Origin of the sequence: Streptomyces sp. NBC_01622, from assembly GCF_045209635.1 — a bacterium.
Taxonomy (GTDB): domain Bacteria; phylum Actinomycetota; class Actinomycetes; order Streptomycetales; family Streptomycetaceae; genus Streptomyces.
This window is the reverse complement of sequence record NZ_CP109293.1, coordinates 82,718-101,248: the sequence shown is the minus strand read 5'-3', so window position 1 is coordinate 101,248 and position 18,531 is coordinate 82,718. Positions and strand designations below refer to the sequence as shown.

General features: G+C 67.1%; 16 protein-coding genes and 1 pseudogene. 9 read left to right on the top strand and 8 right to left on the bottom strand.

Going from position 1 to position 18,531, the window contains the following annotated elements; all coding sequences use genetic code 11:
- Positions 1–54 precede the first annotated feature (54 nt).
- The gene (locus OH768_RS00480) at positions 55–1,038 is read left to right on the top strand and encodes a CehA/McbA family metallohydrolase (RefSeq protein WP_406448835.1); all 984 of its coding nucleotides are present in this window, start codon (positions 55–57) and stop codon (positions 1,036–1,038) included.
- 9 nt (positions 1,039–1,047) lie between these two features.
- On the opposite strand, the pseudogene OH768_RS00475 reads toward OH768_RS00480, so the two are convergent.
- From OH768_RS00475 to OH768_RS00465, 3 genes and pseudogenes are all read right to left on the bottom strand, one after another.
- Positions 1,048–1,843: pseudogene (locus OH768_RS00475) on the bottom strand (IS5 family transposase).
- A gap of 159 nt (positions 1,844–2,002) precedes the next feature.
- Complete coding sequence (locus OH768_RS00470) at positions 2,003–2,302, bottom strand: putative quinol monooxygenase (RefSeq protein WP_406448833.1); 300 nt, start codon at positions 2,300–2,302, stop codon at positions 2,003–2,005.
- 95 nt (positions 2,303–2,397) lie between these two features.
- On the bottom strand, positions 2,398–3,168 hold the full coding sequence (locus tag OH768_RS00465) for a transposase (RefSeq protein WP_406448831.1): 771 nt from the start codon (positions 3,166–3,168) through the stop codon (positions 2,398–2,400).
- Between the two features lie 828 nt (positions 3,169–3,996).
- On the opposite strand from OH768_RS00465, the gene OH768_RS00460 reads away from it, so the two are divergent.
- Positions 3,997–4,329 (top strand): trypco2 family protein, encoded by a 333-nt coding sequence (locus OH768_RS00460; protein WP_406448829.1) that lies wholly within the window; start codon positions 3,997–3,999, stop codon positions 4,327–4,329.
- Between the two features lie 10 nt (positions 4,330–4,339).
- Positions 4,340–8,242, top strand: coding sequence for a trypsin-like peptidase domain-containing protein (locus OH768_RS00455; protein WP_406448827.1), 3,903 nt, complete (start codon positions 4,340–4,342; stop codon positions 8,240–8,242).
- A gap of 797 nt (positions 8,243–9,039) precedes the next feature.
- Here OH768_RS00455 and OH768_RS00450 read toward each other — a convergent pair.
- Both OH768_RS00450 and OH768_RS00445 read right to left on the bottom strand, forming a co-directional pair.
- Entirely contained in the window at positions 9,040–9,948 is a 909-nt protein-coding gene (locus tag OH768_RS00450; protein WP_406448825.1) for an aminoglycoside phosphotransferase family protein, read from the bottom strand.
- A 371-nt stretch (positions 9,949–10,319) separates the two neighbouring features.
- Positions 10,320–10,451, bottom strand: coding sequence for a DUF6207 family protein (locus OH768_RS00445; protein ID WP_406448823.1), 132 nt, complete (start codon positions 10,449–10,451; stop codon positions 10,320–10,322).
- A 298-nt stretch (positions 10,452–10,749) separates the two neighbouring features.
- Here OH768_RS00445 and OH768_RS00440 point away from each other — a divergent pair, with 298 nt between their 5' ends.
- Both OH768_RS00440 and OH768_RS00435 read left to right on the top strand, forming a co-directional pair.
- A complete protein-coding gene (locus tag OH768_RS00440; protein ID WP_406448821.1) occupies positions 10,750–10,917 on the top strand; it encodes a hypothetical protein in 168 nt (55 codons plus the stop codon).
- Positions 10,918–11,013: 96 nt separating this feature from the next.
- Positions 11,014–12,234, top strand: coding sequence for a PIN domain-containing protein (locus OH768_RS00435; protein ID WP_406448819.1), 1,221 nt, complete (start codon positions 11,014–11,016; stop codon positions 12,232–12,234).
- Positions 12,235–12,355: 121 nt separating this feature from the next.
- Here the strand turns inward: OH768_RS00435 and OH768_RS00430 are convergent, their stop codons facing one another.
- Entirely contained in the window at positions 12,356–12,817 is a 462-nt protein-coding gene (locus OH768_RS00430) for a hypothetical protein (protein WP_406448817.1), read from the bottom strand.
- Between the two features lie 609 nt (positions 12,818–13,426).
- Between OH768_RS00430 and OH768_RS00425 the strand changes: the two genes are divergently transcribed.
- Entirely contained in the window at positions 13,427–14,236 is an 810-nt protein-coding gene (locus tag OH768_RS00425; protein ID WP_406448815.1) for a hypothetical protein, read from the top strand.
- A gap of 169 nt (positions 14,237–14,405) precedes the next feature.
- On the opposite strand, the gene OH768_RS00420 is transcribed toward OH768_RS00425, so the two are convergent.
- Together OH768_RS00420 and OH768_RS00415 are read right to left on the bottom strand one after the other, a co-directional pair.
- Positions 14,406–15,173 (bottom strand): hypothetical protein, encoded by a 768-nt coding sequence (locus OH768_RS00420; RefSeq protein WP_406448813.1) that lies wholly within the window; start codon positions 15,171–15,173, stop codon positions 14,406–14,408.
- 285 nt (positions 15,174–15,458) lie between these two features.
- On the bottom strand, positions 15,459–15,692 hold the full coding sequence (locus OH768_RS00415) for a hypothetical protein (protein WP_406448811.1): 234 nt from the start codon (positions 15,690–15,692) through the stop codon (positions 15,459–15,461).
- A 215-nt stretch (positions 15,693–15,907) separates the two neighbouring features.
- Between OH768_RS00415 and OH768_RS00410 the strand changes: the two genes are divergently transcribed.
- The 3 genes from OH768_RS00410 (at position 15,908) to OH768_RS00400 (ending at position 18,423) form a co-directional block, all read left to right on the top strand.
- On the top strand, positions 15,908–16,354 hold the full coding sequence (locus tag OH768_RS00410; RefSeq protein WP_406448810.1) for a hypothetical protein: 447 nt from the start codon (positions 15,908–15,910) through the stop codon (positions 16,352–16,354).
- A gap of 125 nt (positions 16,355–16,479) precedes the next feature.
- The gene (locus tag OH768_RS00405; RefSeq protein WP_406448808.1) at positions 16,480–17,745 is read left to right on the top strand and encodes an IS256 family transposase; all 1,266 of its coding nucleotides are present in this window, start codon (positions 16,480–16,482) and stop codon (positions 17,743–17,745) included.
- 39 nt (positions 17,746–17,784) lie between these two features.
- On the top strand, positions 17,785–18,423 hold the full coding sequence (locus tag OH768_RS00400; protein WP_406448806.1) for a Type 1 glutamine amidotransferase-like domain-containing protein: 639 nt from the start codon (positions 17,785–17,787) through the stop codon (positions 18,421–18,423).
- Positions 18,424–18,531 lie beyond the last annotated feature (108 nt).

Genomic DNA, 18,531 nt, shown 5'->3' with positions numbered 1-18,531 from the left:
CTCTTCTTGCACGTTGCCTCGACAGGTCTATGCGGGGGAAGAACCTTGTCGAGCTTGAGCTTCCCGTCGGTGCGGGCGGTCGGACGTGGGGCGACCTGGTACCGCGGCGACAGCCATATCCACTCCGTGCGCTCGGACGGAGGGGAACTCACTCCGGAAGAGTTGGCGCTCCGAGCCCGCGCTGCCGGGCTCGACTTCATCGCGACGACAGAGCACAAAGCCGCTGCGGAACCAGGTGCATGGGGGCATCTGGCCGCCGATGACTTCTTGATTGTTCTCGGCCAGGAAGTGACCACGAAGACCGGGCACTGGCTCGCGCTCGGCCTTCGTCCCGGCCAGTCCGTCGACTGGAACTACGGGGTCGGAGACGGACTGATCGATCAGTGTCTGGACCAGGTCCATCGGGTGAGGGGCCTATGCGTAGTGGCGCACCCGCATGCGCCCTATGCATCGGGCGACTTCATGTACCCCTTCCAGGGCTTCGACGTGGTGGAGGTATGGAACGGGTCATGGACTTCTGACCAGCCCTGGCAGGCTGACAACGAGGTTGCGCTGGCCGAATGGGGGCGGAGGCTCGCAGCCGACATTCAGGCGGATTCGTGGCGGCCGGTGATGGGCAACAGCGACACGCACTTGGAGGGGCAGATCGGCATCCCCCACACGGTGGTCTTCGCTGAAGAGTTGAGCACGGAGGCGATCCTGGCGGGGATCCGCTCTGGCCGGAGCTGGATCGCCGAGTCGGCAGCCGTGGAGGTGTCGTTCACGGCCCATTTGGAGGGCCGCATCGCCGGAGTGGGAGAGCGACTCGCAACACATGGTGGGCAAGTAGAGGTCCGCGCAGCGGTACAGGGCGTGCCAGCGGCGACTGTCAGTTTCCACACCGATCGAGAGAAGGTCCACCGCGCGGTCGTTCCGGCTGATGGAGCAGGTCTGGTGCAGTGGTACACGACGGCCGAGGACTCGGCGTTCGTCCGCATCGAGGTCCGCCACCCCGACGGGACCGTCGCCGCACTCACCAACCCGATCATCCTGTTCTGACTGATCGCTTCATTGTGCGGTGCGCAGGCGACGGAGGCAGATGAGGCTGCAGGCCAGTTCGAGCAGGCCCTGGTGTAGGTCGGCGCGTCGTTCATAGCGGATCCGAAGTCGCTTGAACTGGTGCAGCCAGGCGAAGGCGCGCTCCACCACCCAACGCACCTTGCCGAGCCCGAACCGTGACCGACGCCGCGTCGGGCGATCAGCGGCTTGATGCCGCGCTTCCACAGCAGTCGGCGGTACTTGTCGAAGTCGTAGCCCCGGTCGGCGTACAGGCGCCGCGGCTTGCGGCGACGGCGTCCCCGCAAGCCGCGGATCGCTGGGACCGCATCGAGTAGCGGCAGGAGTTGGGTGACGTCGTGGCGGTTGCCGCCGGCGAGCGCGATGCCGTGGCGGTCGACGATCAAGTGGTGCTTGGAGCCAGGACGGGCGCGGTCGACGGGCGAGGGGCCGACGTGGTCCCCCCTTTGAGCGCCCGGACGTGTGACCCGTCCACAGCGCAGTCGTCTAGGTCCAGCAGGTCGGCGCGGCGCAACTCGGCCAGCAGTACGGCGTGTAGACGCGGCCACACGCCGGCCTCGGTCCAGTCCCTCAGTCGGCGCCAAGCCGTCACGCCGGAGCAACCCACAGTCTCCGCAGGAACATCGCGCCAGGCGACACCGGTCCGCAGCACGTACAAGACGGCGGCAAGTGCCGTCCGGTCCGGAACACGCAGCCGCCCCGGGAAACGGTGGCGCCGCTCGGGAGCAGCCGGCAGTAGCGGTGCCACCTGCTCCCACAGATCGTCCGGAACAAGATCAGTACGCACCCGGACACCCTGCCGAGCAAGATCGTCCAGCACAAGTCCTGCCGCTCAACTCATTCTGAAACGATCAGTTAGTCCCCGGCCCGCAGGGCATCCTGAGCACGCCTTTCCGGCATCAGCCAAGCAGCGGGTCAACCCCTGACTGACGGCACGCATCTGCGGTTAGATACCGAGACCGCCCACGACGTGCGTCTCCTGACGGGTGAGTTCACCCGTCAGCAGCGGCATGACCTTGCCGATGGCATCCTTAGCCTCGGGCAACTGCAACGATGCATCGTGATGCTCCTTGCTCTGCCACACCTCGCTCACCCACACGGTGTCTTCATCGGTGGCCGATTCGGTCACGACATAGAGATCACATCCCGCTTCGCGTAAACCGTCCGCGCCGGCGACCAGTACTGCGACCACCTCCGCTCGGTGACCGGGTTTGACTTTCATCGAACCGATGTAGCCGTAACGCATGACACTCCTCTTGGTCACGGACGAGATCCGCACGCGAGCCTAAGCGTTGTCCCGTAAATGATCTTTGATGTGCTGGATGCCCTGCCGTTTCTCCGTCACCCGGCGAGTGCGAGGTTGTGCAGGCGGGCGATGCCGAGCATGGCGTGGTGGACACCGGCCCCTTTGAGGCGGCAGTCGCGGAGGATTTTCCAGGTCTTCATGCGGGCGAAGGCATGCTCGACGCGTGCACGTACTTTGCGATGGGAGGTGTTGTGTTCCTCTTTCCATTCAGGGAGTTGGGCCTGGCCCGGTTCACGTCGGTGCGGGATGACCAGGCCGGTGCCGCGGTAGCCGCCGTCCGCGATGACCGTTGTCTTGCCGACGGCGTCCTTCGCGCCGGACAGTTCCCATGCCTTGCAGTCGTTGCGGTTGCCGGGCAACGGGCGGCCGACGGCGACGACGAGCCTGGTGTCGGCGTCGATGACGACCTGGTGGTTGGTCGAGTAGCGGTAGTTCTTCGACTGCTCGGCGACCTGGTGATCGCGGGTGGGAACCAGGGTGCCGTCCACAATCAGCACGGCGTCCTTGCGGAACCGCCTGCGTTGCTGGAGGGCGAGCGCGGGTCCGAGGTGGTCGATGATGCGGTCGGCGGCCGACTTCGACACCCCGAACAGCGGCGCCAGTTGGCGCAGCGTCAGGTTCGTCCGCCAGTACGCGGCGACCAGCAGCACCCGGTCTTCCAGCGGCAGGCTCCACGGCCGGCCCTTGCGCACCGGATCTGCCCCCTCGCGTCGCAACGCGGTGATCAGCTTCCCGAACTGACGCGGACTCAGCCCGGTGAACGGGGCTATCCAGGACGGCTCCGACGCCGTGATCACACCAGCCACGACAAGATCATCTCATCCCTGACCAGCAGTTACGGGACAAGTCTTAGCGGGGTCGACGGCAGCTCAACTGGGCGTCGGTCGACGGCGTGGATCGGCAATATGCCGCGCCTCATTGCCCCCAGAGTCAACCCCCGAAGGATTTCCGGAGCCGACCACTTAGTCGCGAGGTCGGCGACCCGGGGCGGCTCCGCCGCCCGCCGCGGGGCAGGCAAATGTGCGTGCCGAACACCCCGTGGCTTTTGATCAACACCGCATCGCGAGGGCGGCAACGCAGGAGGCGGAGGTCAGCTGGCCAGCTACCTGCGGCTTTGCCCACGCTAGCCGGTATTTACGCGTCAACGGATCGCGCTGGGCGAGCATGCCGAGGATTTGGACACGGTCCTGGGACTGAACTGCTGGACACGGCGTGAGACTTCACGAGAAGCCGCAGGTCACATCCTCGGCCTAGGACACGAGCGGCGAGACCCTACAGACATTTGTTGGGTCTCGGACTCCGTGGCCGAATCTCACGGTAGATGGCCACTCGGTGGCCAACCGGCCACGAATCTGAGACTGGCTGGTCAGCCTGCTCACTCACTGGAGCGAATCGAGCGTGAGGCAGACGTTCCACGGCCAGTGTCCTAGCAGCGTGGCTGGTCGGCCACCGGCTCGTGTGTGTGGGGGAGGGGGGGTACACCATGATCGTCCTGCCATCACGCTCAGTGTTTCGCCGTCGAGTCGGTGAAGTCGTCGATCAGCCGAGCATGGCGGGAGCCGAATAGGGGCGCGCCGCCGACCGGGCCTGCGACACTGGTCCTGGACAGCAGTGGATGTCGAGTGGAGGGCTGGATGGCCGGCGAGGACCAGGGGATACCGGGGATTGGACTCACCGAGGCCATCCAGACGTTACGTGCCGAGCTACTTGCCGCTCAGCGCGATCCGAGTCACCAGGACATCCAGTTCCCGATCCAGAGCATCACGATCGAGCTGAAGGTAGCCGCCACGCGCTCGGCGGACGGCAAGGCGGGCTTCAAGATTCCGTTCGTCAACGCCGAGTTGGGCGTTGGCGCCGGGTGGCAGAAGGAAAGCCTGCAGGCGATCACCGTGGTGTTCGACGCGCCCGTCGACCAAGCCGGCAACCGGGTTAAGGTGGTCTCGGCCGGAGACCAGGTGAAGGGCTAGTCCCGTCGTGGTGGCCCTGGCAGACCGGGTGGTCGAGGTCGTCAGCGACTTCGGTCCGAGCGCCTCGCCGAGATACCGGTACGGATCCGGCTGTGTCATGTCCGGGCGAACCGTGCTCACCGCGGCGCATGCCGTGGTGGGGGCCGACACGGTCTGGGTACGGGGACGCGACAAGCGCCAGCGCGAAGCTCGCGTGGATCCCGCCTATGTCGGCGATCCGGAGTCCGTCGACCTCGCGCTGGTCGAGCTCGACGAGGACACAGGCTTCCCAGCGCTCTTGGTTGCTGCGGTGGACCGTGGCAGTGGCGTACCCGAGGTCATCGATCGCTGCCACACCGTCGGCTACCCGGCTTTCAAAGAACGTACTACGCAGGGCTCCACGGTCAGGGACACCGTGGGCGTCAGCGGGCACATCTCCGTGCTGGCGAACCTGGTCAGCGAATTGCTCACGCTGCACGTCACCGCGTCCCCTCGGCCGTTGCCGCAGCACGGGCAGTCGTTGGCCCAGACGGAGTGGTCCGGCATGTCGGGCGCACCCGTCTGGGCGGGCGAGTACCTCGTCGGCGTCGTTACCGAGCACGCCCCCTGCGAAGGGGCATCGGCGCTCACCGTCACGCCGCTTACGCACCTCGAACGGTTGAGCAACGCCGAGCTCTGGTGGCCAAAGCTCGGCGTGGAGTGCGCGGCCGGGCTGGTACTCATGCCCGCGCCCAGCGGCGAACGGCAGCGCCCCGCCTACACCTCGACGCTGCGCGAGATCCACGCGCGTACTTCTCTGCTGCTGAACCGGGAGCGCGAGCTCGCCGACGTCGCGGCCTTCGCCGTCAGCGACCAGAGCTATCGCTGGATGGTCGGCGGTGCGTGGGCCGGCAAGACCTCGCTGGCAGCGGAGGTCGTGCTGGGCGCGATGCCGCCGCAGGTCCGCGTGGTGGCGTACTTCCTGTCCCGGCGGGAAGCCGACGCCGACAGCAACCACTTCCTCGCCGCCGTCGTTCCGCAGCTCGCGTACCTGCTCGACGACGACCCACCAGATCCCGACCTGCATGGGTTCCGGGCGCTCTGGGAACGTGCGACGGCGTGGGCTGCCCAGCACAACCGCCACCTCCTACTGGTCGTCGACGCGCTCGACGAGGACCTGCAGCCGCCGGGGTCGCCGAGCGTGGCCGCTCTCCTGCCTACGCTTGCGGGCGGAGCCGCGCACGTGCTGGTGACCAGCCGGCCACACCCCGACCTGCCGACCGATCTACCGGTCGACCACCCACTGCGAGGTGTCACCCCCACGCCCCTGCGGCAGAGCTCAGAGGCACGGGCAGTGGAGCAGCGGGCCAGACAGGAAATCGAGGAGCTCCTCCGGGGCAACGATCCGCAGGCCGACCTGGCTGTCGAGGTGCTTGGTCTCCTGGCCGCCGCGTCCGGGCCGCTTGCCGTCGACGACCTGACTGCTCTCACCGGCCAACGTCCGCGAACCATCCGGCGGTTCGCTACGGAACGCGCGGCCCGCAGCCTGCAGCCAGTAGGCGCGGAAGGGCAGCGCAGGTACCAGTTCGCCCATGCTGCCCTCCTCGACTACTGCGCGAACGGCGAGGACACCAGTGAGCTGGAGTTCGAAGCCCGGATCCATCAATGGGCGCAGGAATGGCAAGCTCAGGGCTGGCCGACGGGCACGACCCCTCGCTACCTCCTGGACTCGTACCCCACCGTGCTGGCCGCCCTTGACCGGGAGCGGTTTCACGTCCTCGTCACGGACATCGGCTGGCAGGACACCGCCGTTCGCAGCATCGGCGTCGACGCTGTGCTCCCTCACATGCGCAATGCCAGGCTCGTCACGGAGGTGGGTAGCTCGATCACGGACAAGCGGATCGTGGCGCAAGCGCACAATCTTCGCCCTCCGCTTCCCATCGAGCGACCTGGCTACGCCGTCGGACAGTTAATCCTGCAAGCCCAGCTTGACGGCGACTTGGTGACCGAACGGTACGGCCGGGAGCGCCTGAGCGACCTCGATCAGAAGGTGCCGTTCCCGCGGTGGGCCCACCGCACCAACCCCGCGCTGGCATACGAGCTCGGCATCCACCCGGGCGGGGTGTCCGCCCTGACCGTGTTGTCGAACGGCCAGATCGCGACGGCGGGCGGCGCCCGCGGCAGGCTGCTGCTGTGGGATCCGACGCTGCCCGGCTCCCGGCCGCGGGAGCTCGGCGAGCATGGCCTAGGCGTCACCGCGATGACCAGCACGCCGGAGAACGTGATCGTCGCCACAACTGCCTCCGGTCGGATGTTCCTCTGGAGCCAGGTCTCCAAAGGCGCCCCGGACTCCGAGTTCACGGCACGTGCGGGCTCGGTGGCCCACCTTGTGGTGCTCCCGGACGGACGGTTGGTGAGCGCCACCCGGGTGGCTGGGCCGTTGCTGGTGTGGGACCTCACCGCACCAGCGAAGGACCCGATGCAGCTCCGCCGCCACAATGACTCTGTGGACGCGGTGATCGGCCTGCCCGGCGGCCGAGTGCTGACGGCGTCCGGACCCGAAGGCCGCCTGGACATCTGGGAGCCACACGCCAGCCAGCTCGACGAGCGGCCGGTTCGCCTCGGCTCGCACGGCGAGCGGGTGATCGGCATGGCCCTGTTGACGGACGGAATCCTGGCGACCGTTGGCAAACGTGAGGGACAAGTCCTGCTGTGGGAGCCGCTCGAGCCTGGCACGACGCCGTTCGAGCTGAGCAGGCAGGGCGACCACAAGGACATCGTGCACACAACGGCCGCGATGACTCCGCGCGAACTCGTAACGGCATCCGGCCCTGAAGGCCGACTGCTCGTCTGGTGGCTCAGTACGATGGGATCTTCACCGGGCCCTCGTGGCCAGGAGATCAACTGGGATGCGATGCGGGACAATCGCGAGCCAATCCCATTCGGATTCCATGGCGAGGCCGTCCGCCAGCTGTCGGCGGTATCCCACAACCGCCTGATCACCGCCGGCCGCGATGGGGGCCGACTGCTGGGGTGGGATACCACCTTCCGCTACCACTACCGGCATGGCCCCGCCTACCACGAACCCATCGACAGGCTCGCCACCCTGCCAGGCGAACGCCTGGTCAGCGCGTCCCGCTGGGAAGGCGACCTGCTGGTCTGGGACCCGGCCGATGGCGGCCAGCAACCGACCAAGTTGGGCAGCACAGGCGGCCACGTCGACTCCCTCGCGGTGCTGCCCGATGGACGCGTCGTCACCCAGTCCGTGACCAAAGGCGGAGCGCTGGAAGAGTTGCTGATCTGGGATCCCTCGAGCCCGGAAGAGCCCTCGCGATCCCTCGGGTTCGTGGGGACACAGGCCGTTCCACTCGCGGTCCTGCCGACCGGATACATCGTAACCGCGGGCAGGCGGCTGGGGCTGGCGGTGTGGGACCCTGATCTCCCGGGATCGGACCCTGCGGTCGTCGCCGGGCTCATCGAACCGGTCGATCATCTGCTTCCGGTTTCCGCTCGTCACGTCATCACGGCGTCCGGCGACCATGGTCAACTGCTGCTGTGGGATCTCACCGCAATAGACGGTCCGTTCGAACTGGGCAGGCTCGGTCGGAAGGTCAAAATCATGCTGGCCCTGGCCGAGACCACCCTGCTCACGGTGGGCGTCGGCCCTGGAGACCTCTACCTCTGGGACCTCACCGAACCGTTCCGGCACCCGACGCACCTTGGTCACCACGGCCGGGACGTCACTGCCGTCGCCCTATCCGACGGGCGATTCGTCACTGCGGGCGACTCCGATCACGTACGGATCTGGGAGCACGACGGCAGGTCCACCGTGTTGTGCGCGACGGGTCCGATCCGAGCGCTGGCCACCGCACCGGCTGCGGACGGCCATCATGTGTTTCTCGCGAGCGAACTCGGTGGGCTTTCGGCGTGGTGGGTTCCGGCCGGCTGGTCCTAGACCCCCGACTCACGTACAGAGCCAGACCAGGAAACGTCGCCAGGGCAGCCGTGACTGGGGACGGGGCGGCAGCCCAGAAGGCGGTCGTGTAGCTGTGTGTGGACGCCTGGAGAAGTTGCTCACGACAGTGGCCAACGTGCCTACTGGTGTAGTTGCAGCTAGCGCTGACGGCGGGGTTGGACAGCAGCGCGGTGTCGATTGCTTCATCGACCTTCGGTTTTGATCCACACCAGATCCGCGTTCCGGTGGAGCTCGGGATCCCCCACGAGCAGGCCGCGGCCGCGCAGGAACTGGCAGACCGGGCTTGGCCGCCAGGCTCGCATCGAGCCGGGCGAGGGCGTGGACATCGCGCTCGTAGTCAGCCGTCCCGGCGCCCAGGCAGTACGTGAGGATGGTGAGCGTGCGAGTGTCCTTGCGGTAGTCCGGTCGTCGCTTCCGCCGCTGCTGGGCGAACTCCTCCGCCAGGTGCCGGGCAGACTCGGTCAGCGGCGACTCGCTAGCCCGGCCGGCGGACCTGTACCGGGAGCGGGGCTGACCTCCGGGTATGACGGACACAGCCCACTCATCCGGCCCTTGAGGCGGGGAGCCGCCCCCGAGTTATGTTTCTGCGGTCACCCCGAGGATTCGGCCAGGGCCGTGAGACTGAGTGACTGGCCACGACGTGAGACACCGCGAGAAGGCGCAGGTCACAGGATCGCCGTGGGACACGAGCGACGGAACCTACACCCAGTGTAGGTTCCGAATAGGGATGTCGTTTTCCAAGTGACTTGTCATCAACTTGTCGTTCGGACCAGCCGCTAATGAGCGGCAAGGATCTCCTCCAGAACGAACGACGCATCTGCCGGGAGGCCGTCGCCATCGCGAACCCCTCCGGCGCAGACGACCAGGGCCTTCCAGAGCGCCCAGCCTTGTCCACGCTCCCAGGTCGCCTCGTCTACCCCTAGCAGATCGCGGAACGCGGCCCGACTCTTGCCGGTCAGTATCGTCCAGGCGATCGACAGATCGCAGGCCGGGTCTCCGACTCCGCAGGTGCCGAAGTCGATGACGGCCGCGAGCGCACCGTCCTTCACCAGAAGGTTCCCCGAGGCCATGTCACCGTGGAACCAGGCTGGCTTACCATCCCACGAGGCTCGCAACGCCCGTTCCCAGATCTCCTCGGCGGCCTCGGTCCGGATCAAGCCGTCCAACATCTCCAGAGCGGCCCGGGCCCACCCGTCATAGGTCGTCAGTGGTCCGCCGCGGAACCAATTGTGCAGTCCCGGGCCCGGTCCGCCTGTCGGGTCGATCCGCTGCAGGGACACGAGGAACTCCGCAAGGTCGATGGCGAACGCCGTCATGTCCTCGACGACGGCACGGGCCGCAGGCTCGCCACCGATCCACCGATAGACCGACCAGTCGTGTGGAAAGCCCTCATCGGGTACGCCTCTGGCCAGCGGAACCGGGATCTCCAACGGCAACGCGGGTGCGAGCACCGGCAGCCACCGGTGCTCCTTCTCCACCGCCAGCGCGTACTCTCCGGCGGTCGGCAGCCGCACCAGCATCTCGTCACCGAGGCGAAAGGTGCAGTTGTCCCAACCCTGCGCATCGACCGGCCGGACCTCAAGGTCGGACCACTGCGGGAACTGCGCGGCGATCAACCTGCCCGCCACCGCGGCGTCGACCGGTTTCCGGTCCGGCAACGGCAGGACCTCGGGCGTCTCGTTCATCGGGGGCGACCGTACGACGCCCTATCAGATCGCCACAAGCGATTTCTGATCGTCCCGCACTCAGTCCGGTGTCCGTCCCCCGGTCCAAGCGGCTCGAAGCAATGCACCCCAGCCGCTGCCCCGCCAAACGCCGCACCTGCTACACCTTCACAGCCGAGGGCTACCGAGCCGCCCGGCGCGAAACCCAACACCGCACCACGGCCTGAGGAAACCGACAGATCTGTCGGACGAATCCTCGACAAGATGCCTGGACAGCACCCCAAAACACCAGGTCATGTTCCCACCGACCGACAAGTCAAATCGGAACCTACACCCAGCCTATGGGCCGTCCCGCCGCACGGCACGACGAAGGCTGGCGCACGCGCCGCGAGCTACGCGCCGGTTTCTTGGTGCAGGTCCAGGAAACAGCGCAGCCGCACGCCGGGTTCGCCGGGCTCGCGAGTTGTACGGTCCGCCGTCGCGGTCGCCCACCGCGCAGCGAGCGCTTCCTGAAACGCGAACACGCGGCCGCCTGGCTATCTGCCGTACTTTGCGGCCCTAGTTTGCTCGCTCTGGCCAAGGTGTTTGTCCTGCGCAAGAGCGATCCCAACGACATGAAGATCCTAGGGAAGGCAGCTGGAGGACCACGCCCTGCGGCGTAACCGCCAGCCCGAGTGCTCCCGCTGGGTCCGGTCGACACTGCGTTCGACCTGGCGACGGCGCCACACCATTGAGCTCGACAGTCAGGGACTAGCTGCACGCCCTGCGCGCCTCTCTGCCCCCCCCTGCTGTCACCCGCCTGGCGGTTCCTGCCCTGAGCGCATGCCCGATTGCACAGAGCACCTGTCCATGGATTCAGGGGCGCCGCTCTCCTCGGTCGAGCTGGTCACGGACGAGGGCATAGAGATCCTGATCTATGGGCCCGGCCCGGGATACGAGGTCGTCGACTACTCGTTCGTTCCGGCCGTCCTCGTCGATGAGGAGAGCTGACGTCGGCACGCGACCGGGAACGTAAGTCCGGTGCGCCGAGGGGGCATTACCTGAGACCCTGTGATCCAAATCTTGGGTCACACAGAGGTTCAGACCTTGATCATTCTCGATTCGGACGTGGTCCGGCGCCTTGGGCTGCACGACAGCAGCGCCGACTTGTTGCGGGCCCTGCGAGCGGTCGGCGAACGCGTTGCCATCCCCTGGATGGTGGAGGAGGAACTCGTCGCACAGCGAGTCATCGCTCACCAGGAAAGCCACGACGAGGCAGCCGCTGCGCTGAAGCGTCACGCGCGGCACACTCCATGGAAGCCCGACAGCCACATCGAAGAGCCCGACACAGAACGCGTCCGGAAGCACTGGGCAGCAGCGCTCGGGACTCTCGTGGAAACCCTCCCAGCGAACTCGGCGGCCCTGGAAGCCGCCTTCTACCGCGAGGCGAACGCCCTCCCGCCGTGCGGGAAGCTGGGCAAGAACAAGACGGGCTCCAGGGACGCCGTCATCTGGCTCTCGGCGATCGCGTACGCCCGCGAGCACCCTGAGGAGACCGTCTACTTCGTCAGCGAAAACACCGGGGACTTCTACGGAGACGGCCGCGCGTATCCCCCGCCGATGGACAAGGATGTCGCTGAACTCGGCGACCGGTTCATTCACTTCACGAAGCTCGATGAGGTGATCAAGCGGTTCACCGAGGAGACGGACACGGACGAGGCTCTTGCAGCCGAAATCCTCGGCTCGCAAACGCTGCTCCGGGAGATCGAAAGGGCGGCGGAGAAGCGCCTCAACTCGGGCGAGCCCTTCCCCTGCACGACACTTGGGCGTGAAGTCGGGCAGGAGACGGAATCCATGCCCGCCGGAGGCTGGGTCACGGTAACGGCATCGCTCCGCTCAGTGCACGAAGTCCGGGCGTACCGGATCGGCGAGCAAGAGTGGTACGCGGCCGTCGTCCGGTGGTGTCTCTCCGGTTTGGCCTACTTCAACGGCGAGTTCAGTGCCGGTTCCGGAGGCTCATCCTGGACCACATCCGTCCTCTTTACCCCAGATGTCGCCAACCCCCGCGTGACGGTCCTCCGCCACGACCTACCCCTCGCACTCTCCCCCGAGGAGTTCACATCCCTCGGGCTCACCAACCGAGTCGTCTCACTCGCCCCACTTGCCGAAGTCTTGGGCGACTTCTTCCGGAGGCTCGAAGCGGTTCGGACGCAGGCGAATCACGGACTCCCTCGGGCCTACGAAGGCGCGCTGGTGAGGCAGGCTCGCCAAAGCGCCCTGGAGCGGCGGCTGAAGGCCGCACTGGCGGATGAGGACGACGACGAGTAGGCGCGAACCGGTCAGCTCCGGCTCCGGCCGGAGCCTCCGCCGCTGCCTCTTCCGATACTGCGCTGGTACCGCTGCGCCTCGCGGCTGCCCGACCCCCGGCATGCCCTCGGCACCCGGTCGGTTAGCCGTTCAGCACCTCTTGCGCAGCGTCGATGAACTCGTGCAACTTCGCCTCGAACGAGGCCATAGTGAAGTTCTCCACACCCAACACGAAGCGGGCCTGTCGCGCCTTGTCGTACACGTTGGGCGGCCCTTCGAGCTTGATGAGGCTCAGAGCGATGTCAACTTCCATGACGTTCCCTGACGTCTGCGCGAACACACCTTGCGACGTCTTGTTGGCTTCCTGCTCTGCGCTGGCCACAAAGGCCGCATAGACGTTGCGCCGTGCGTCCTGCAGCCGGGCAACACGTTGCTCGTCCAAGGTCTGCTGCACCGTCACGAGTACGGCCTGAGCCTGCTTGTCGCCGGCGTATTGCGCCGCAGCCGCCTGTCGCCTCCCCGCGAGAATCGTGAACAGGCCGGTGAGTCCGCTGCCCGCCAGGGCAGAGCCAGCGGCGATCAATGCAATCCCAAGATCCCCCATGGCGCAGATTGTGCCAACTGGCCTGTCTCAGCGCACCGTTACCCCGAACCTCGGCTGCCTCCGCTGCGCCCCCTCCTCCGCTGATGCTTCGCCCGTACCGCTGCGGACCGCGGCTGACCCGTCCCCCGGCCCGGCCACGGCGCGCGGCCGGCGACTTCACGGACGACGTGCCGACCGAGGTCCAACTCCGCGACGACGTACCGCATGGTGTCGCAACCGTGGTCGTCCACCTTCACCGGCTCCTCGGGCTCCGTCTTGCTCGCCGCCGCAGTGGCTGGAGCAGGAGAACGAGGTCCTGCGCCGGGCCGCGGCCTACCTGTCGATGCCGACATCGGACAGACCCACTGGCCACAGACCTGTGGCTGAGCGCTTGCATTGGCCAGGCGAGCGCTGGTCGGCCAAGGTACCGACTGGCTCCTGCGCAGGCTCCGCCAAGCAACGCCCCTGCTTATAGCATCGTGACTTGCTGTGCTGAATGCAGACGCACACCAGGGGCTGCGTGTACACCTGACAGAGTGGGTGGGACCGACTCAGGGCGGGGACAGTGAGCGCATAGCAAAGGCGGTCAACGGTACGGCCGGTTTATCCGACCTCCTGGGGGAGGACCACATGACCGTTCTCCGACACTCCGTATCCGTCCTCGCCCTGGAACCCGACCGGCTCCATGAGCTCACCAAGCTGATCTTCGATTTCGCCGAATCCACCCGGGCCCAGGGAGAAGAGATCGTCCTGGAAGACGGACGGCCGGTCGCAGACGTGCGACTGGTCAAGGGGCGGCATTTGCGGCCCGGCGCGCGGTACGAGCTCTCTGAGGCCGGTGCCACGGATCAGGTGGCTGTGCTCGTACGTGAGTGGCAGCGCCACAGCGCGATCGCCGTGGAACAGCTACTGGTCTCGGACGATGTGACGCTGCGGATGGCTCTGCGACTGCGCACCCCCGACCGACCGCGGCTGCTGGAGGTCGAAGGACAGGTGCGGGGCCCCGAGGGATCGGGGGCGCTGCGCCGGGGGTCAGGAAAGGCGCGGCTCGACCTGGCCGCATGGTGGGCGGCGACCGACCTCGCGCCCGGGGCCCTGCCGGCGGCGCGTGCCCCGGCGACGGCACGGCTGACGCACCGGCTGGGCAAGGTGCATCTGTATCTGTGGCCGCGGCGGGCGGACGGCGGACGGTGGCAGGTGGACGTCGCAGTCACCGTGCGTGGGCGGTGGCTGTTGCGGCCGGTCGCCGCTGTCGCCCTGATGGTGGTGGGGCGCCCGGTGCGGCGAGGCTTCCGGTCCGAGGTGGAGCAGGCGGCCGACGAATGGAACCGGTCGATCGGCGAACTGCTGGCGCTCACCCCGGACGACCTCCGGGCCGAGCTGACGAGGCAGGCCACCGAGCGGCTCCCGGAGGAGCCGATGGGCGCTCCGGACCCCTGAGCCCCCATGGGACAGCTTCCTGGTTCCCCGCTGCCTACATGGCCAACTGGCCAATTGAAGCGCTGAGTCACGAGACCTGAAACGGTGACCCGCGAAGTCCGGGGCTAGTTGATCACTGATCGCGGTGATTCGCGGTGTGGTGGCTGGCACATCCGCAGGACGAGGGGACTCAGGACGGGACCGACACGGGCGCGGCGCAGCGGAAGCAGAGGTCGACCTCGGCGTCGGGGTCCGTCGCGAGACGGGCCCTGGGCGCCAGGCTGCTGGTGGCGCACTGCGGGCAGACGAACGGGCGCGACGGGTAGACAGTCTCGCCGACGGCGTTCCGATACTCGTAAACGGGGTGGTTCACCAGGTACTTGAAGGCCGCAGTCTCCGACTCGACATGCTGGATCTCGCAGAAGTAGCAGGTCGTCACGTAGTAGACGCGATCCGGACTGCGGTTGTCGGGGACCGGGGTCGGGGAGGGAACATAGGCCCACTGGGAGCACTCGGGGCATTCGAGTGTCCGGCTGCGGAGCGGGCCCAGCTTGGGGCCGAGCGCGCGCAGGCGCTCCACGGCGTAGGCCCGGATGTCGCGCAGCCCGGAACGGATGCGTACGAGCTCGTGCTCCACCTCATCCTGCTCGTCCTCTGTCAGGCGGCCAAGGACGTGGTCGTCGAGGAAGAGAATGAGAAACCCGAGTACCTTGGCGGTAAGCGTCTCGATCGCCTGGGCATTCGCGGCCGGGCCCACCAGACCATAGTGCTGCAGGGCGTTGCGCATCTTGGCGAGCTGGTCGAGCGCCTCGGCGTCCGGCTTCGCCACCGGGATTCCGACGATGCTCCCCAGCCGTTCGCGCGCCTCCTTGGGGGTGCAGCTGGTCAGCGTGCCGTTCTCCACCTCGTCACGGACGGCACGTCCGGGGTGGGAGAAGACCAGCGTCCAGTGCTCCATCTGCAGGCGGGCCTTGAGAAGTACTTCCGCCCCGGCGGCCAGGTGCAGGACCGCGTACTTGAATCCCGCGGGCTGGGAGCGTCCGCCTCCAGGCGCTCCACGACGCTCACGAGGTAGTCCAGGCCGTTGGCCACCGGGGGAAAGTGCGGGGTGCCGCCCGGACGCTCCGACTGACGGACCACGTGGTAACCGGAACCGGAATCCGTGCCGATTCTGCTGATCTGCCCCTCGAAGGTGATGGGCACGCCGTAGTGCATGTTGTGTCTCCAGTGCGGAACGGGCCTCTCAGGCCGGGGTGTTGGGCTGCAGGTCGAAGAAGATCGCGGCCGGGTTCTCGTAGGGCCGACCGGTGCGCTCCTGCGTTGCTCTGCGGAAGTCGGACGCCAGTCTGTCGCAGACCACCGCGCGGGTCTCTGCCGGGCCCAAGGTGACCAATCCCCCTTCTGATAGCAGGTGTTGCTCGGCCCCGAGCATCAGCACCCAGTGCTGGCCTCCCAGGCGGGCTTCCCAGCTGGCCACGGTCCGCCTCGTGCCGGTCGAGTTTCTGACTGATGAGCGGGCCCCTCGAAGATTCGGTGGGCGGGGCTTCGAGGCCGTGTTCTCTGATCCGCGATGCGATCAGGACCGAGTGACAGAGAGGTTCGCAATATGTGTCGATTCGCTACACCGACCGGCTCGCGGACATCGGCGCGTCCGCGTCGGTCGGTTCCGTCGCGGACTCGTACGACAATGCCATGGCCGAGGCGCTGAACGGCACTTTCAAGGCCGAGCTGATCGAGATGCAAGGCCCCTGGAAGGACCCCGCCAAGGTCGAACGGGCGATCCTCCGGTGGATCACCTGGTACAACGAAGAGCGCTGTACTCCGCGCTCGACTACGTGCCACCAGCCGAGTACGAACGCGACTTCTGGCAGAGCCAGTAGCAGACCCCACAGTCCGCCTGAAACAAGATCACTGGACTCTACGAAACTCGGGGCAGCTCATCCCCCGGCACCCTGCAAGACCACGAAGAAACCTTCTGCAGACTCATCGAGTAGCCCAGCGCCCGAGCCTTCGGCACACACGACCCCGTCCGCGACCTGTGCTGGCCTCGACACCGAGCACAGCACCGACCTGAACACCCTCACCCGCCTGCATGGGCACTCCCCGAGCAGACCGGGGAACTCCTCGACCGGCAGGTGACAGAGCAATGCTCATGACCTGTGGATCAGTTTCGGGCCGGACGCGAGGGCCGTACCTTCCCGGGTGATCGACTTCTGGTCATCGAGTAGGCCGACGTTGCACCGTCGGTCGGGAAGGCACGCCCCGTGCTGAGCGTAGTGAATGCCGATGGAACGACCGAGACGGGTTCCCTGATCGACGACATCGTCCGCGAGGGTGCGAGGCGGATGTTGGCCGCCGCCCTGGAGACTGAAGTCGACGCCTATGTAGCCGAGTTGGCCGATCAGCGTGACGAGCATGGGCGCCGCCTGGCGGTCCATAACGGCTATCACCAGCCGAGGAAGGTCACTACCGCGGCCGGGGAGGTCGAGGTGAACGTCCCGCGGGTGAACGACAAGCGCGTCGACGAGACCACCGGCGAGCGGAGGCGGTTCTCCTCGGCGATCCTCCCTCCGTGGTGCCGCAAGTCTCCGAAGATCAGCGAGGTGCTGCCGCTGCTCTACCTGCACGGCCTGTCCTCCGGCGACTTCGTGCCCGCGCTGGAGCAGTTCCTCGGCAGCTCCGCCGGGCTCTCGCCGACGACCGTGACGCGGCTGACGGCCCAGTGGCAGGCCGACCACCGGGCATTCGGCGAGCGCGATTTGTCCGCCGCTGACTACGTCTACGTCTGGGCCGACGGCATCCACCTGCGCATACGCCTGCGGGAGGCGAAGTTGTGCGTCTTGGTACTGATGGGTGTGCGCACAGACGGCACCAAAGAGCTGATCGCCATGGCAGACGGCTATCGCGAGTCCGCCGACTCCTGGGCCGACTTGCTGCGGGACTGCGTACGCCGGGGCATGCGTGCTCCCGTCCTCGCGGTCGGCGACGGCGCCCTGGGCTTCTGGAAGGCTCTGGCCGAAGTGTTCCCCGAGGCCCGTCATCAGAGGTGCTGGGTTCACAAGATCGCCAACGTCGCGAACGCTCTGCCGAAGTCCGCCCAGCCCGGCGCGAAGAAGGCCCTTCAGGAGATCTGCAACGCCGAGGACCGCGAGCATGCCGTAAAGGCGATCACGGCGTTCGCCAAGACCTACAGCGCGAAGTTCCCCAAGGCCGTCAAGAAGATCACTGACGACGTGGATGAGTTGCTGGCGTTCTACGACTTTCCCGCCGAGCACTGGATTCACCTGCGGACCACGAATCCGATCGAGTCGACCTTCGCCACCGTTCGGCTGCGGACCAAGGTCACCCGGGGCGCCGGCAGCGCGGCCGCCGCCCTTGCCGTGGTCTTCAAGCTCGTCGAGTCCGCCCAGGCCCGCTGGCGGGCCGTGAACGCATCCCACCTCGTCGCCCTCGTCCGTGCCGGAGCCCGCTTCGAACGCGGTCAGCTCGCCGAACGCCCCAGCAGCCAGGCCGCGTTCACGGCAGCATGAATGATCACCGCCGCGTGATCCGATGAGCGAGAGATACTGATGAGGCTGCTGCTGAGCTCCTGGTTCCTGACCCCCGACAGCCGACCGTCGGCGCTGCCCGGCACCCTGACCACCGGCAGAGCAGGCATCGTCTTGAACGCACTCGACGAGTACGGCCGCTCACGCGCCCGCGACTACGCCCGCGAGAGCCGCACCCTGGAAACCTTCGGATACACCTGCGAAGAACTCGATCTCCGCGACTACTTCACCGCCCCCGAGGAACTCCCCGAACGCCTGGACGGCCTCGACCTCGCCTGGGCCTTGGGTGGCAACGCGTTCGTCCTGGCCCGCGCCATGACCCAGGCAGGGTTCCGCACCGCCCTCCAAGAGCAGCTGCATCGGCCCGAGTTTACCTACGGCGGCTACTCGGCAGGAGCCTGCGTCGCCGGACCGGACCTCCAGGGCATCGACCTCATCGATGACCCATCCGTCCTGCCCGAAGGCTATCCGTCGACTACAGCACCGGAGTGCCTCTGCCTGGTGCCCTACCGGATCGTTCCCCACTGGCGATCCGAACACCGTGACGCGGAAGGCGCGGAGCGAGCCGCCGCCCATCTCGCCGAGCGCAGGCTGTCACACCGCTGCCTGCGCGACGGAGAGGCGGTGAACGTCCAAGACACCACCAGGCCGGTCACCTGACCGCCACCTTCTTGATCCACAGGTCTTGACGATTACTCACCTGCAGTACATGACAGCCCTGCCCAGCAAGCGTACGCAGGCAGAAAGCTGGGCCAACGTGCCTCCCGG